Source organism: Mycobacterium hippophais (assembly GCF_027529605.1).
Classification (GTDB): Bacteria; Actinomycetota; Actinomycetes; order Mycobacteriales; family Mycobacteriaceae; genus Mycobacterium; species Mycobacterium arseniciresistens.
On sequence record NZ_JAPZPY010000001.1, the window covers coordinates 1,132,843 to 1,146,912 of the forward strand.

At 69.7% G+C, this 14,070-nt stretch carries 13 protein-coding genes; 9 read left to right on the forward strand and 4 right to left on the reverse strand.

Annotation, left to right across the window (positions count from 1 at the left end; all coding sequences use genetic code 11):
- Positions 1-26: 26 nt before the first annotated feature.
- Complete coding sequence (locus O6P37_RS05680) at positions 27-1,343, reverse strand: carotenoid oxygenase family protein (protein ID WP_269893101.1); 1,317 nt, start codon at positions 1,341-1,343, stop codon at positions 27-29.
- A 181-nt stretch (positions 1,344-1,524) separates the two neighbouring features.
- Between O6P37_RS05680 and O6P37_RS05685 the strand changes: the two genes are divergently transcribed.
- The 5 genes from O6P37_RS05685 to O6P37_RS05705 all read left to right on the forward strand — a co-directional run bounded on the left by O6P37_RS05685 (position 1,525) and on the right by O6P37_RS05705 (position 6,593).
- Positions 1,525-1,956 carry an ester cyclase gene (locus O6P37_RS05685; protein WP_264013194.1) on the forward strand — a complete coding sequence of 144 codons (432 nt, stop codon included), beginning with the start codon at positions 1,525-1,527 and terminating at the stop codon, positions 1,954-1,956.
- A gap of 112 nt (positions 1,957-2,068) precedes the next feature.
- The gene (locus tag O6P37_RS05690; RefSeq protein ID WP_264013195.1) at positions 2,069-3,622 is read left to right on the forward strand and encodes an NCS1 family nucleobase:cation symporter-1; all 1,554 of its coding nucleotides are present in this window, start codon (positions 2,069-2,071) and stop codon (positions 3,620-3,622) included.
- A 106-nt stretch (positions 3,623-3,728) separates the two neighbouring features.
- Positions 3,729-4,442: a PadR family transcriptional regulator gene (locus O6P37_RS05695; protein WP_269893102.1), complete on the forward strand. Its 714-nt coding sequence runs from the start codon at positions 3,729-3,731 to the stop codon at positions 4,440-4,442.
- 105 nt (positions 4,443-4,547) lie between these two features.
- Positions 4,548-5,708: an MFS transporter gene (locus O6P37_RS05700; protein ID WP_269893183.1), complete on the forward strand. Its 1,161-nt coding sequence runs from the start codon at positions 4,548-4,550 to the stop codon at positions 5,706-5,708.
- 30 nt (positions 5,709-5,738) lie between these two features.
- Positions 5,739-6,593 (forward strand): oxidoreductase, encoded by an 855-nt coding sequence (locus O6P37_RS05705; protein WP_269893103.1) that lies wholly within the window; start codon positions 5,739-5,741, stop codon positions 6,591-6,593.
- Positions 6,594-6,598: 5 nt separating this feature from the next.
- Here O6P37_RS05705 and glpK read toward each other — a convergent pair whose 3' ends face one another.
- Entirely contained in the window at positions 6,599-8,116 is a 1,518-nt protein-coding gene (gene glpK, locus O6P37_RS05710) for a glycerol kinase GlpK (RefSeq protein ID WP_269893104.1), read from the reverse strand.
- A gap of 36 nt (positions 8,117-8,152) precedes the next feature.
- Positions 8,153-9,634, reverse strand: coding sequence for a TIR domain-containing protein (locus tag O6P37_RS05715; RefSeq protein ID WP_269893105.1), 1,482 nt, complete (start codon positions 9,632-9,634; stop codon positions 8,153-8,155).
- Between the two features lie 46 nt (positions 9,635-9,680).
- Here O6P37_RS05715 and O6P37_RS05720 point away from each other — a divergent pair, with 46 nt between their 5' ends.
- The 3 genes from O6P37_RS05720 to O6P37_RS05730 are packed head-to-tail and all read left to right on the forward strand — an operon-like array spanning position 9,681 to position 11,797.
- Positions 9,681-10,445 (forward strand): class I SAM-dependent methyltransferase, encoded by a 765-nt coding sequence (locus tag O6P37_RS05720; protein ID WP_269893106.1) that lies wholly within the window; start codon positions 9,681-9,683, stop codon positions 10,443-10,445.
- A gap of 60 nt (positions 10,446-10,505) precedes the next feature.
- On the forward strand, positions 10,506-11,087 hold the full coding sequence (locus O6P37_RS05725) for a CDP-alcohol phosphatidyltransferase family protein (RefSeq protein WP_269893107.1): 582 nt from the start codon (positions 10,506-10,508) through the stop codon (positions 11,085-11,087).
- Positions 11,087-11,797: a lysophospholipid acyltransferase family protein gene (locus tag O6P37_RS05730; RefSeq protein WP_269893108.1), complete on the forward strand. Its 711-nt coding sequence runs from the start codon at positions 11,087-11,089 to the stop codon at positions 11,795-11,797. The genes O6P37_RS05725 and O6P37_RS05730 overlap by 1 nt, the downstream gene beginning before the upstream one ends.
- Here O6P37_RS05730 and O6P37_RS05735 read toward each other — a convergent pair.
- The gene (locus tag O6P37_RS05735; protein WP_269893109.1) at positions 11,689-12,492 is read right to left on the reverse strand and encodes an MBL fold metallo-hydrolase; all 804 of its coding nucleotides are present in this window, start codon (positions 12,490-12,492) and stop codon (positions 11,689-11,691) included. The two genes, O6P37_RS05730 and O6P37_RS05735, sit on opposite strands and share 109 nt — an antisense overlap.
- A gap of 83 nt (positions 12,493-12,575) precedes the next feature.
- On the opposite strand from O6P37_RS05735, the gene O6P37_RS05740 reads away from it, so the two are divergent.
- Positions 12,576-14,069, forward strand: coding sequence for a glutamate--cysteine ligase (locus tag O6P37_RS05740; protein WP_269893110.1), 1,494 nt, complete (start codon positions 12,576-12,578; stop codon positions 14,067-14,069).
- The last annotated feature ends 1 nt before the right edge of the window (position 14,070 follow it).

Sequence of the window (14,070 nt, forward strand, 5' to 3'; positions counted from 1 at the left end):
GGAGAGCTCCCGATGCGGCAGTTTCCTCAGCCGGCGATCCAGTTGCCGTGGAAGCCGTACGGAACACGTTGCGGCAACGCGATCTTCGCGACCGGTGCGGCCGCGAAGTCGGCGGCGTCCAGGATCACCAGGTCACTGCCGTCGCGCCCGGGATCGTAGACGTAGGCCAGGTAGTAGCCGTTGCTCTCGTCAGCAGCGCCTGTCGACGGCACGAACACCGCCTCGCCGGGGCCGCCGTCGCCGAAGGAGTGCTCGACAGCCGCACCGGTGGCCAGGTCGTAGCGCAGCAGGCTGTGGTCGGCGACGGTCACCGTGTACCGCGCGGGCAGGGTGGCCAGCCGGTCGTCGATCCTGGGGAACTCGACCCCGCGGTCGTCGAGCGGGCGTTCGGACACGGTGCCCGTGGCGAGGTTCAGCGTCCAGCTCCAGAGCACACCGTCGGGGTCGGAAGCACCGCTGCCCCGCCACAGGCTCGGGTAGCGCACCGCCTGCAGAACGAGCGAGTCGCCCTCGTCGTAGCTGTTGACGACGTGGAACACGTAGCAGGGATCGATGTCGAACCAGCGCACCGTCCCGAACGGGTCGTCGCGCCGCAGCACACCGAAGCGCGCTCCGTAGGCGTCGTCCCAGCGAAACGGCATGTCGCCCTTGATCGCGATGTCGAGGTCGAACACCACCGGCAGGTCCATGAACACGACGTGCTCGGCGGTCAGCGCGAAGTCGTGCATCATCGTCAGCGCCGGGACGTCGACCGGGCGGTTTACCGTCAGCACACCGTCGGCGTCGGCCCGGTGATAGGTGACGTGCGGGGCGAGGAGACTGCCGTAGCCGAAGAAGTGCAGCTCTCCGGTCACCGGGCAGATCTTCGGATGCGCGGTCATCGAATCGTCCAGCCTGCCGCCGAAGTCGTACGCCCCGATGGTCTGCAGGTCGTTCGTGATCTCGTACGGCAGCGACGATTCGACCAGCGCCAACGTCTTGCCCGCATGATTGACGACGTGGGTGTTGGCGACGCTCGAATGCAAATTGCGGGTGCCGTCGTCGTTGAACACCGGGAAGTCGTTCTCGAAGCTGTCGGTGCGCACCCACCGGTTGCGGTACCAGGCGACCTGGCCGTCCTCGATGCGGACGCCGTGGATCATCCCGTCGCCGGTGAACCAGTGGCCGGTGGGCTGCCGCGGGTTCGGCCCGTTGCGCAGGTACCAGCCGCACAGGTCGGCCGGGATGGCGCCCTCGACGGGAAGGTCGAAGGCGGTGAGTTCGTCCGGGACGGGCGCGTAGTTCCCCCGCAGGAAGAACTGGTCGGTATCGGACAGAGCCGAGGTGTCGGCGGTGTCGGTCATGTGCGCTCCTGTCAGCCGGCGTCCGGAGGGGCGCGCGAAAGGCCCCTCCGGTCCGATCATGCGCCTCAGATCGCCCGCCCGGTGGGCAGGAGAGTGATCTCGGTAGATTGACGTGCCGCGGCGGCCGCCGCCTCGCGGCACAATGTCGTCGCGAACACTCCCACGAGAGGACACCGCAGCGATGAGCCGGACCGAGGAACAGAAGGCCATGATGGCGGTGGTCCGCCGGAACACCGAAGTGGTGCAGGGGCAGGGCGACTTCGCGCTCTTCGACGAGCTGTTCGCCGACGACTTCGTCGATCGCACCCCGCAGCCCGGGACCACGCCCGACAAGGCCGGCGTGCTCGTGCTGTACCGCAGGCTGCGCGACGCGTTCCCCGACTTCCGGCCCGAGATCCATTGGCAGACCGTCGAAGGCGACATCGTCACCACGTACAAGACCTACCACGGCACGCATCGGGGACCGCTGTTCGACATCGCCCCGACCGGACGCACCGTGGCGTTCGAGACCGTGGACGCGATGCGGGTGCGCGACGGCAGGATCGTCGAGCACTGGGGTGTGGCGAACCTGTTCTCACTGGTGCATCAGCTCGGCGCACACATCGAGAGCTGACCGCACTGCGGCCGCCGGCCGCGAGAAAATATTCTGCGCGCAACGGTGGTGAAACATCGCGTCGCTAGCTTTCCTGCATCGAAATCGCCCGGACTTCATGCAGGGAGCGGACATGACTGACACCCGAGACCTACCGCCCGGCGCCGTGATCGGCGCCGGCGACATCGTCGAGGCCTCGGGCCATCCCGTCGGCGGCGGTCTGATCAAGGATCACTACGACCCCCGGTTGACCAACGAGGATCTCGCACCGCTGGCCAAGCAGTCGTGGTCGTCGTACAACATCTTCGCGTTCTGGATGTCGGACGTGCACAGCGTCGGTGGTTACGTCACGGCGGGCAGCCTGTTCGCCCTCGGCCTGGCGAGTTGGCAGGTGCTGATCGCGCTGCTGGTCGGCATCGTGATCGTCAACGTGCTGTGCAACCTGGTCGCGAAACCCAGTCAGCAGGCCGGTGTTCCGTATCCGGTGGTGTGCCGCAGCTCCTTCGGTGTGCTCGGCGCCAACATCCCGGCGATCATCCGCGGCCTGATCGCCGTCGCCTGGTACGGCATTCAGACGTACCTGGCCTCGGCGGCGCTGGACATCGTGCTGCTCAAGCTCTTTCCCGGCCTCGCCCCGTACGCCGACGTCGACCAGTACGGGTTCACCGGCCTGTCCCTGCTGGGGTGGTGCAGCTTCACCCTGTTGTGGGTGGTGCAGGCCGCGGTGTTCTGGCGCGGCATGGAGTCGATCCGCAAGTTCATCGACTTCTGCGGACCCGCGGTTTACGTCGTGATGTTCATCCTGTGCGGATACCTGCTGTGGAAGTCCGGCTGGCACGTCAGCCTGTCACTCGGCGGCGAGAAGCAGGGCAATTCGCTGGTGATCATGCTCGGCGCGATCGCGCTGGTGGTGTCGTACTTCTCCGGCCCGATGCTGAACTTCGGTGACTTCGCCCGCTACGGCAAGAGCTTCCAGGCCGTCAAGAAGGGCAACTTCCTCGGGCTGCCGGTCAACTTCCTGGTGTTCTCGCTGCTGGTCGTCGTCACGGCGGCGGCGACGGTGCCGGTGTTCGGGGAACTGCTCACCGACCCGGTGGCCACCGTCGCCCGGATCGACAGCGTGACCGCAATCGTGTTGGGCGCGTTGACCTTCTCGATCGCGACCATCGGCATCAACATCGTCGCGAATTTCATCTCGCCTGCCTTCGACTTCTCGAACGTCAGCCCGCAGAAGATCAGCTGGCGGATGGGCGGCATGATCGCCGCCGTCGGTTCGGTGCTGCTGACGCCATGGAACCTCTACAGCAATCCCGAGGTCATCCACTACACGCTGGAGACGCTCGGCGCGTTCATCGGCCCGCTGTTCGGCGTGCTCATCGCCGACTTCTACCTGGTGCGCAAGCAGAAGATCGTCGTCGACGACCTGTTCACGATGTCGAAGACGGCGAACTACTGGTACAGCAAGGGCTACAACCCGGTGGCGGTGGCCGCGACGCTGGTCGGCGCCGTCCTGGCGATGATCCCCGTGCTGCTCGGCGGCAAGGTGTTCGGCATGGCCGGGGCCGCCCAGTACAGCTGGTTCATCGGATGCGGTGTGGCGTTCGCGATCTACTACGTGCTCGCCACGCGTGGGCCGTGGCGGATGACGGCGCTGCGGGTCGCGGAGGGAGCGACGCTGATCTCGTAGGAACCGGGTCGGCGACGACCCGACGTTGCATCTCGATAGTTTCCGATATATCGTCAACGTATCGGAAGCGCACGTCGTGCTTCCTCGCAAACGAAGGAAACACACCATGAACACCCCATTCACCCCTCAAGACAGCCCGTTCGGCGGGCAGCCCGGCGGTTTCGGTCCGGCCGGCTTCGGCTTCGGCTTCAGCCCCGAGGACCGACGAGTCCTGCACGAACGGCGGCGTGCGGCTCGCCGCGAGTTCCGCGACCACGTCCGTGAGCACGGCCGCGGCGACCGCGGCTTCGGTCCGGGTTTCGGCCCCGGCTTCGGCCCGGGCTTCGGTCCCGGCTTCGGCTTCGGTCCCGGCGGACGCCGCGGCGGCCCGCGTGGCGGCGGTCGCGGCAGGCGCGGTGACGTGCGCGCCGCGATCCTCAAGCTGCTCACCGAGCGGCCGATGCACGGCTACGAGATGATCCAGGAGATCGCCGCCCGCAGCGAGGACCTGTGGAAGCCCAGCCCAGGCTCGGTGTACCCGACCCTGCAGCTGCTCGTCGACGAGGGCCTGCTGATCGCCACCGAGTCCGACGGCAGCAAGAAGCTCTTCGACCTGACCGACGACGGCCGCACCGCCGCCGACAAGATCGAGACGGCGCCGTGGGACGACATCACCGCAGACGCCGACCCCGGCGCGATGAACCTGCGCAGTGCGGTCGGCCAGCTGATGGGCGCGATCGCCCAGTCCGCCCACGCGGCGACGCCCGAGCAGCAGCCGCGCATCGTCGACATCGTCAACAACGCCCGCCGGGAGATCTACGGCATCCTCGGCGAGGAGTAATCGGCCGGAAACGGCCGTGTGACGTGGATCACGGCGCAGAATCGACTTCTGCACAACCACACGGTCGTTTCCCTCGATTCGATCAGTGCCCTGCGGCGCTGGTCGATGCTGGTCATCGGGCTCACCGCGACGATGTGCGCCAACGTGGTCATCAACGGCGTCGCGTTCCTGATTCCCGCACTGCATCTCGAACTCGGGCTGCATCTGGCGCAGGCGGGCCTGGTGTCCGCGATGCCCAGTCTCGGCGTCGCCGCGACCATCATCGGCTGGGGCTACCTCGTGGACCGCGTCGGTGAGCGGATCGTGCTCACCGTGGGGCTCGGACTCACCGCCGCGGCCACGTTCGCCGCCGCTGCGGCCGACAATCTGGTGGCAGTCGGAGCGTTCCTGTTTCTCGGCGGCATGGCCGCCGCGAGCAACAACGCCGCCAGCGGCCGACTGGTGGTCGGATGGTTCCCGCCGGAGCGGCGGGGGTTGGCGATGGGGATCCGCCATACCGCGGCACCACTCGGAGTCGCCCTGGGCGCGTTGGTGATTCCGCAGCTGGCCCAACGTCACGGCATCGCTGCGGCGCTGATGTTCCCCGCCGTCCTGTGCGCCGCCTCGGCGGCGGTGTGCGCCCTGGGCGTGCTCGATCCGCCACGACCGCCGCGCGCCCAAGCGCCCGCCCACCACCTGGCGAATCCCTACCGCGGCTCGACGGTGCTGTGGCGCATTCACGCCGCGTCGATGCTGCTGGTCGTGCCGCAGAGTGTGGTGTGGACCTTCACGCTGGTATGGCTGATGGCCGACCACCACTGGTCGGCCGCCTCCGCGGGTGTCGTGGTGGTCGTCGCGCAGGTGCTCGGTGCGCTCGGGCGCGTCGTCGCCGGCCACTGGTCGGACTACATCGGCGCACGCCTGAGACCCATCCGCACGATTGCGGTCGCCGCCGCGCTGGCCATGGTGGTGCTCGGCCTGACCGACCACCTCGGGTCCATCGTCAGCGTCACGATCGTGCTGATCGCCTCGATGATCACCGTGACCGACAACGGCCTGGCCTACGTGGCCATCGCCGAACGTGCCGGTCCCTACTGGAGCGGACGCGCGATCGGCGTGCACTACACCGGCCAGATGGTGACGATGGCCGGCATTCCGCCGGCTTTCGGCGCCCTGATCGCCGTGGCCGGATATCCGCTGGCCTTCGCGGCATCAGCACTGTTCGCGCTGGCCGCTCCGCCGGTCGTTCCCGTCCATGCCGACCGCTCCGACCCGACGAGCGGATGAAATCGCGCCCGGATAGCGTCAGTACCTGACATGACGACTTTCCACATCGGCTCGTATCCCGTGCACCGCGTCGGCTTCGGCGCCATGCAACTCCCCGGCCCCGGCGTCTTCGGCCCGCCCCGTGACCACGACGCCGCCATCGCCGTGCTCCGCCGCGCGGTGGAACTCGGCGTCGACCACATCGACACCGCGCAGTTCTACGGCCCGAAGGTGGCCAACGAGCTCATCCGCGAGGCGCTGCACCCGTATCCGGACAACCTGGTGCTGGTCAGCAAGGTCGGCGCCCGCCGCGACGACCAGGGCAACTGGATCGCCGCACAGCAGCCCGACGAACTGCGCGCCGACATCGAGGAGAATCTCCGCACGCTGGGCACCGACCGGCTGGCCGCGGTCAACCTGCGCATCCACTCGGGCGATCCCAACGCGGTCGGCGACGTCGACCCCGAGCTGTTCGGCCGCCAGCTCGACGCGATGATCGCCGCCCGCGACGAGGGTCTGATCGGCGGCATCGGCCTGTCCAGCATCTCGGTGGACCACCTGCGGTTCGCCCTCGAGCGCACCGAGATCGTCACCGTCCAGAACGCCTACAACCTGGTCGACCGGACCTCACAACCGGTGCTCGACCTGTGCGTCGAGCGCGACATCGCCTTCGTGCCGTTCTTCCCGCTGGGCTCGGGTTTCTCCGCCGACAATCCCGTGCTGGGCAATCCCGCCGTCAAGCAGGCCGCCGCCGACCTCGGCCGCAGCCCGGCACAGGTCGCGCTGGCGTGGACGCTGGCGGTGGCGCCGAACGTGCTGCTCATCCCGGGGACGTCGTCGGTCGCCCACCTCGAGGAGAACCTCGCCGTCGACGACATCGACCTGCCCGCCGGCTTCGCCCCGTAGCGGGATCACTCGACGTCGACCCAGTCGAGGGTGCGTTGCACCGCCTTCTGCCAGCCCGCGTACCCCTCCTGGCGCTGCTCGTCGCTCCAGTCCGGCGTCCACCGCCTGCCCTCCTGCCAGTTGGCGCGCAGGTCGTCGGCGTTCTCCCAGAACCCGGTGGCGAGCCCGGCGGCGTACGCGGCGCCGAGCGCGGTCGTCTCGGCGACGACGGGTTTGACGACGTCGACGCCGAGGACGTCGGCCTGGATCTGCATGCAGAGGTCGTTGGCGGTGATGCCGCCGTCGACCTTGAGCACCTCCATGTGCACGCCCGAGTCGGCCTCCATCGCGTCGACGACGTCGCGGCTCTGGTAGCAGATCGCCTCGAGCGTGGCCCGCGCGACGTGGGCGTTGGTGTTGTATCGCGACAGCCCGACGATCGCGCCCCTGGCGTCGGACCGCCAGTACGGCGCGAACAGCCCCGAGAACGCGGGCACGAAGTACACGCCGCCGTTGTCGTCGACCTGCCGGGCCAGCGACTCGCTCTGCGCGGCGCCGCTGATGATGCCCAGCTGGTCGCGCAGCCACTGCACGGCCGAGCCGGTGACGGCGATCGAACCCTCCAGCGCGTAAACCGGTTTCGCGTCCCCGAACTGGTAGCAGAGTGTCGTCAGCAGCCCGTTCTCCGACCGGACGATCTTCTCACCGGTGTTGAGCAGCAGGAAATTTCCTGTGCCGTAGGTGTTCTTGGCCTCACCGGCGTCCAGACACACCTGCCCGACCATGGCCGCCTGCTGGTCGCCGAGGATGCCGGTGAGCGCCACCTCGCCGCCGAGCGGTCCGTCGGCCAGCGTCGTGCCGTACGCCTGCGGGTACGACGACGGCTTGATCTCCGGCAGCATCTTGCGCGGAATCCCGAAGAACGACAACAACTCGTCGTCCCAGTCCAGTGTCTCGAGGTCCATCAGCATGGTGCGGCTGGCGTTGGTGACGTCGGTGACGTGCACGCCGCCGCGCGGCCCGCCGGTGAGGTTCCACACCACCCAGGTGTCGGCCGTGCCGAAGAGCGCGTCACCCTTCTCCGCGGCGTCGCGCACCCCGTCGACGTTGTCGAGGATCCACTGCACCTTGCCCGCCGAGAAGTACGTGGCCGGCGGCAGTCCCGCCTTGCGCCGGATGACGTCGCCGCGCTCGTCGCGGTCCAGAGCGGAGGCGATCCGGTCGGTGCGGGTGTCCTGCCAGACGATCGCGTTGTAGTAGGGCCTGCCGGTCCTCCGGTTCCACACCAGCGCCGTCTCACGCTGATTGGTGATGCCCAGCCCGGCCAGGTCGGTGGCCGACAGGTCGGTGCGGTTGAGCGCCGACATGATGACCGACGCGGTGCGCTCCCAGATCTCGACGGGGTTGTGCTCCACCCAGCCGGCCTTCGGCATGATCTGCTCGTGCTCGAGTTGGTGCCTGCCCACCTCGGCGCCGTCGTGATCGAAGATCATGCAGCGGGTGCTGGTGGTGCCCTGGTCGATCGCGGCGACGAAATCGGCCATCTCGCAACTCCTTCGGTGATGTGATGCGGGCTGAGGCTACCGGGTGAGCGCGTCCACCCAGCCGGGCTGGATGTCGACCTCGACACCGTCGTCGTAGACCGCGGGCACGCCCTCGCCACCGAGGCCCTCGAAGGTGGTCAATGCCGCGGCGGTGCGCCGGGCCGCCGCGCTGGCGTCGGTCCCCGACGTGATGCACTCGGCCGCCGCGGCCGGCGCTCCCGATTCGGTGGCCAGGTCGGCGAGGTCGTCGTCGGTGTGGTCGCTGGTGCCGCCCTCCTCGGGCTGGAAGACCGGGTCGAACAGCGCCGAGTAGAAGTTCTCGAAGGTGTCGACGTCGCCGTCCTGGGCGACGCAGTACACGGCGGCGGCCGCCCTGGACGAGTAGTCGCCGCTGGCGGAGTAGTCGTCGAGAATCGCGACCACGTGGTAGTGCACCTGGATCTCGTTGTCCAGCACGGCGCTTCGGATGTCATCGCCGTACAGGCTGATGAACCGGCCGCAGGCCGGGCACAGTGCGTCGTTGAAGACGTCGATGGTCACCGGCGCCACCCGGCTGCCGACGGAGATGCCGTCAGTGAGCAGTTGGACGGCCGGACCGTCGGTGTCCGGCGCGGAGGTGCCCGAACCGGAGGCATCGGAGGAGCCGGCGGACCCGTCGTCCGACCGGGTCAGCAGGACGATGCCGGCCACCAGCGCGATGATCACCACGAAGGCGACCGCGCCGATGATGGCGAGCGTCTGCCCGCTGGTCGACCGCGTCGGCGGCGGTGGATACCCCGGAAAGCCCTGCGGCGCATAGCCCGGATAGCCCTGGGGCACGAAGCCCTGCGGAGCGTAGTACTGCGTCGGGGGTTGGGGAGCCGGCGACCAGTACTGTTGCGGCGCAGCCTGCTCGGGCGGCGGCGCCAGCGCGTCCAGCTGCGGCCGCAGCGCCGGATCGAGGTCGGGGCGGTTGCGCAGGCCTGCGGCCACCGCCGTCACCTCGTCGCGGACGGCGGGGTACTGCCCGTCCTCATCCGACGCGGCCCGCAGCCGGGCGAGCAGTTGCTGCTGATCGTGCGCGGGCAGCACCGGCGCTGCGGCGAATTCGCGCAACGAGTTCAGGTAGGCGAACGGCCACGGCGGCGGCGGAGCCTGGGTGTTCGGCCACGGGCCGGTCTGCTGAGCCATCGCCTGCACCGTCGGACCCAGGGCGCCGTCACCGAATTCGAGGATCTTGACGGTCGGCCCGAGATCAGGCTGGTCGACCTGGCCGGACCGCACGGCGAGCACGGGTCTGCCGAGCGCGCCGGCATGCTGGAGCAGCGCCGTCGCGGGTCTGGCCGCCGCCAGGTTGTTCGTCCAGACGGTGAGGAACACGTCGGCGTCGCGGATCCCGTCGATGCAACGCCGCCACCACTGCTCGCCGCCGCTGATGTCGCCGTCGAACCAGACGCTGTGGCCGGCGCGGGACAGCTCGCGGCTGACCTGCTCGGCGAGAGCGCGGTCGGCCGGCGCGCAACTGACGAAGACCCTCATGACCACCTCCGTGCGTTGGACCTGCGCGCCGGTTCAGCATGCCATGATGGCCGCTGTGGGCGGGCGAGCGAAGGGTATCGAGAGCATGCCGCGCGGCGGGCCAGACGCGTCGTGCCTCGACCGGCTGCTGCAGACCGACCGCCTCGAGTACCTCGACCGCGACGACGTCGACGACCGGACCAAGCGCAGCGTGATCCGGGCCCTCGACCGCACCGGGGGATTCTTCGGCAACCACCAGAGGTTCGCGGGCATCGCCCTGGCCGAACTCGCCGACGTGCCGGACCCGAAGGTGCTCGAACTCGGCGCCGGACATGGTGGCCTGTCCCGCGAGATCCTCCAGCAGCATCCGACCGCGCAGCTCACCGTCACCGACGTCGACCCGGACTCGGTCACCGCCATCGCCGCCGGCGACCTCGGCGCCGACCCCCGCGTCACCGTCCGCGAGATGGACGCCACCGCGATCGACGCGCCGGACCGCGCGTTCGACCTCGCCGTGTTCGTGCTGTCGTTCCACCACTTGCCGCCGGTGGCGGCCGCACAGGTGCTCGCCGAGGGCACCAGGGCCGCCGACGCGCTGCTCATCATCGACCTGCCGCGACCGCCCGCCCCGCTGCACCTGCTGCGGCTGGCGACCATGCTGCCGCTCGCGCCGTTCGTGCCGTTCGTCCACGACGGGGTGATCAGCTCGCTGCGCACCTACAGTCCGTCGGCGCTGCGCGCGCTGGCCGCGCACGCGGACCCGGCCATCGAACTCGACCTGCGCAGCGGCCTGCTGAGCCCGCAGGTGGTGGTGGCGCGCCGCACCGCCTGAGCGCGATCCAGGTAGAACTACGGTGTCGGACACCTCGTCCGCCACGCGACGATGAGTGGTGTGCAGAGCCTCTACGCACTCAAGCCGTGGTACACCCGGCGACTGCATCGCGTCGTGGAACACGCTGTGGTGCATCGACTCTCGCCCGACGTCTACACGGCCGCAGGCGTCGGCGGCGCGGCGTGCGCGGCGGTGGCCGTCGCGAACGGTTACTGGCCGGCCGCGCTGCTGTTCCTCGCGGTGCGGCTGGCGGGCGCCAACCTGGACGGGGCGGTCGCCCGCGCCCGCGGCATCGGCACGCCATGGGGCTTCATCGTCAACGAACTCGGCGACCGCGCCTCCGATGTGCTGATGTTCGCCGGACTCGCAGTGTGGGCGGGTGAGCACGGCACCCCCGTCGCATGGGTGCTGACGGCCGCGCTCGCGGCGACCCAGCCCACCTTCGCCGCCCTGGCGGGCGCGGGCGCCGGTGCCACCCGGCGCAACGGCGGCCCGTTCGGCAAGACCGAGCGCTGCCTCGCCGTCGTCGTCGCCACCGCACTGCCGCAGGCCATCCCGCACATCTGCGTGCTCATCGTCGCCGGTTCGATGCTCACGGCGAGCGCGCGGCTGCGCGCAGTTCGCCGGGAACTGGGAACCTGATGGCGCTCGCGATCCGCATCGCCTGCCAGCTGCGCCACCGGCTGTGGCGAACGGCCTGCCAGCTGTCGGGCGGCCTGACGGTGGTGGGTCGCTGGCGCCGCCCCGGCGGCTGCGTGGTGGTGGCCAACCACGGTTCGCACGCCGACACCGCCGCCCTGATGGCGGCCCTGCCCGCGTCGGCGCAGCCGGTGTTCGCCGCGGCGTCGGACTACTGGTTCGACGATCCGGTGCGGCGGGTGCTGATCACCGCCCTGGCCGGCGGGCTGCCGGTGCGCCGCACCACCGGCAGCACCTACCCCGCGCTGCTCGCGGCCGCGCGGCCCGCGCTCGCCAAGGGCCGCACCGTCGTCGTCTACCCCGAGGGCACCCGCAGCCGGGACGGGTCGGTCGGCGAGTTCCGTTCCGGCGCCATCCATCTCGCCAGGGACTGCGGGGTGCCCCTGGTGCCCGTCGCGCTGCTGGGCACCCGCGAGGTGCTGCCCAAGCACGGCGGATTCCACCGCACCGCGATGCAGGTGCGCATCGGCGAACCGGTCGACCCCGGCTCCGTCGACGCCGCCGCCCTGCGCGCACTCGTGGTCGCGGCCCGCGCCGGCACGACTCAGACCGTCACCGATTCGCCGCGGCCGACTTCGACCACCCGCTCGGCCAACCCGCGCTGCGCCATCGCCTTATGGAAGTCCGACAGCGGCGAGGCGAAGACGCCGTAGTCGTTGAAGTGCACCGGGATCACCTTCGGCAGGTCAAGCAGTTCGGTCAGGCCCGCACCCTGCTCACCGTCCATGGTGACCGTCAGGCCGATCGGCATATGGCGGCCGAACGGCAGCCGGGTGCCGCCGAGGTGCAGCAGGCCGGCGTCGATCGACGGGTACCGGCGCGGTATCTCGCCGAGCTCCTCGACCAGCAGCGTGTCGCCGGAGACGTACAGCCGCCGCGGCGCGCTGCCGGCCCGGGAGAACTCCAGCATCGAGCCCATCACCGGCGGCAGGAACCGGTCGATGGGGGTCGGTGCGTGCCGCCCGGGCAGCGCGGTCACCGCGACGGTGCTCTCGCCCTTGGTCAGGGTGTGCCGCTGCCAGGTGCGCAGTCCGACGGCATGCGCGAAGCCGCGGTGGTGCAGCCGCTTCGCCGCGTGCGGGGTGGTCAACACGGGCAGCTTCTTGTCGAGCCGCGCCTGGGCGACGCGGTCCCAGTGGTCGCCGTGCATGTGTGAGAGCACCACCGCGTCCAGCGCCGGCAGCCGGTCGACGTCCAGCGCGGGATCGTGCAGCCGCTTGGACACCAGGCCGTAGCCCAGGTAGGCGCGCTGGCCGCGGTGCAGGAAGTTCGGGTCGGTCAGCAACGTGATGCCGTCGGCCGTGATCAGCGTGGTCGCGTTGCCGAGGAAGGTCACGGTGATGTCCATGGCGCGCGGCTACCCGGCTCACCATGGGTCAACCGCGTCGCGATCCGCGGTTTACCTACGGCGGCGTCACTAGCATCAGCGGTGTGGGCGAAGAACTGAAGCGGACCGAGTTCAGCCGCGAGCATCGCCGCGAGTACCGGCGCAAGGTCCAGCTCTGCCTCGACGTGTTCGAGACGATGCTCTCGCAGTCCAGCTTCGAGTTCGAGCGCCCGCTGACCGGCATGGAGATCGAGTGCAACCTGGTCGACGGCGACTACCAGCCGGCGATGAGCAACACCGAGGTGCTGGCGTCCATCGCCGACCCGGCCTACCAGACCGAACTCGGCGCCTACAACATCGAGTTCAACGTGCCGCCCCGGCCGCTGCCCGGGCGGGCGGGCCTCGACCTGGAGGCCGACGTACGGGCCAGCCTCAACGCCGCCGAGGGCAAGGCCGCCTCGAGCGGCTCGCACATCGTGATGATCGGCATCCTGCCCACCCTGATGCCCGAGCATCTCTTCTCCGGGGACTGGATGAGCGAGTCGACGCGCTACCAGGCGCTCAACGACTCGATCTTCACCGCGCGTGGCGAGGACATCTCGATCGACATCACCGGGCCCGAACGGCTCAGCCTGCAGACCCCGAACATCGCGCCGGAGTCGGCGTGCACCAGCATGCAGCTGCACCTGCAGGTCTCCCCCGCCGACTTCGCCGACAACTGGAACGCCGCCCAGGTGCTGGCGGGCCCGCAGTTGGCGCTCGGCGCCAACTCGCCCTACTTCTTCGGCCACGAGCTGTGGGCCGAGACCCGCATCGAGCTGTTCACCCAGGCCACCGACACCCGGCCCGACGAGTTGAAGACCCAGGGGGTGCGGCCCCGCGTGTGGTTCGGCGAGCGGTGGATCACGTCGATCTTCGATCTGTTCGAGGAGAACGTCCGGTACTTCCCGTCGCTGCTGCCCGACCTGTCCGACGAGGACCCGGTGGCCGAACTGGCCGCGGGCCGCACCCCGAAGCTCTCGGAGCTGCGGCTGCACAACGGCACCGTGTACCGGTGGAACCGGCCGGTGTACGACATCGTCGGGAGCGGCGCCGACGCCAAGCCCCATCTGCGCGTGGAGAACCGGGTGCTGCCCGCGGGCCCGACGGTGCTCGACATGATGGCCAATTCGGCCTTCTACTACGGCATGCTGCGCACGTTGTCCGAGGAGGACCGGCCGGTGTGGACGAAGATGAGCTTCGCCGCGGCGCACCACAACTTCTCCGAGGCGGCGCAACACGGCATGGACGCCCGGTTGTACTGGCCGGGGCTGGGCGAGGTGACGCCCGACGAGCTGGTGCTGCGTCAGCTGCTGCCGATGGCCGAGGAGGGATTGCGCCGGTGGGGGGTGGCCGCGGAGGTGCGTGACCGCTACCTCGGCGTGGTCGAAGGGCGCGCCAAGACCGGCCGCAACGGCGCGGTGTGGCAGACCGAAACAGTGCGTGCGCTGCAGGAACGCGGTCTCGCCCGGCCCGCGGCGCTGGCCGAGATGCTGCGCCTGTACTGCCAGCGGATGCACAGCAACGAGCCTGTGCACACGTGGGACGGGCCCGACTAGG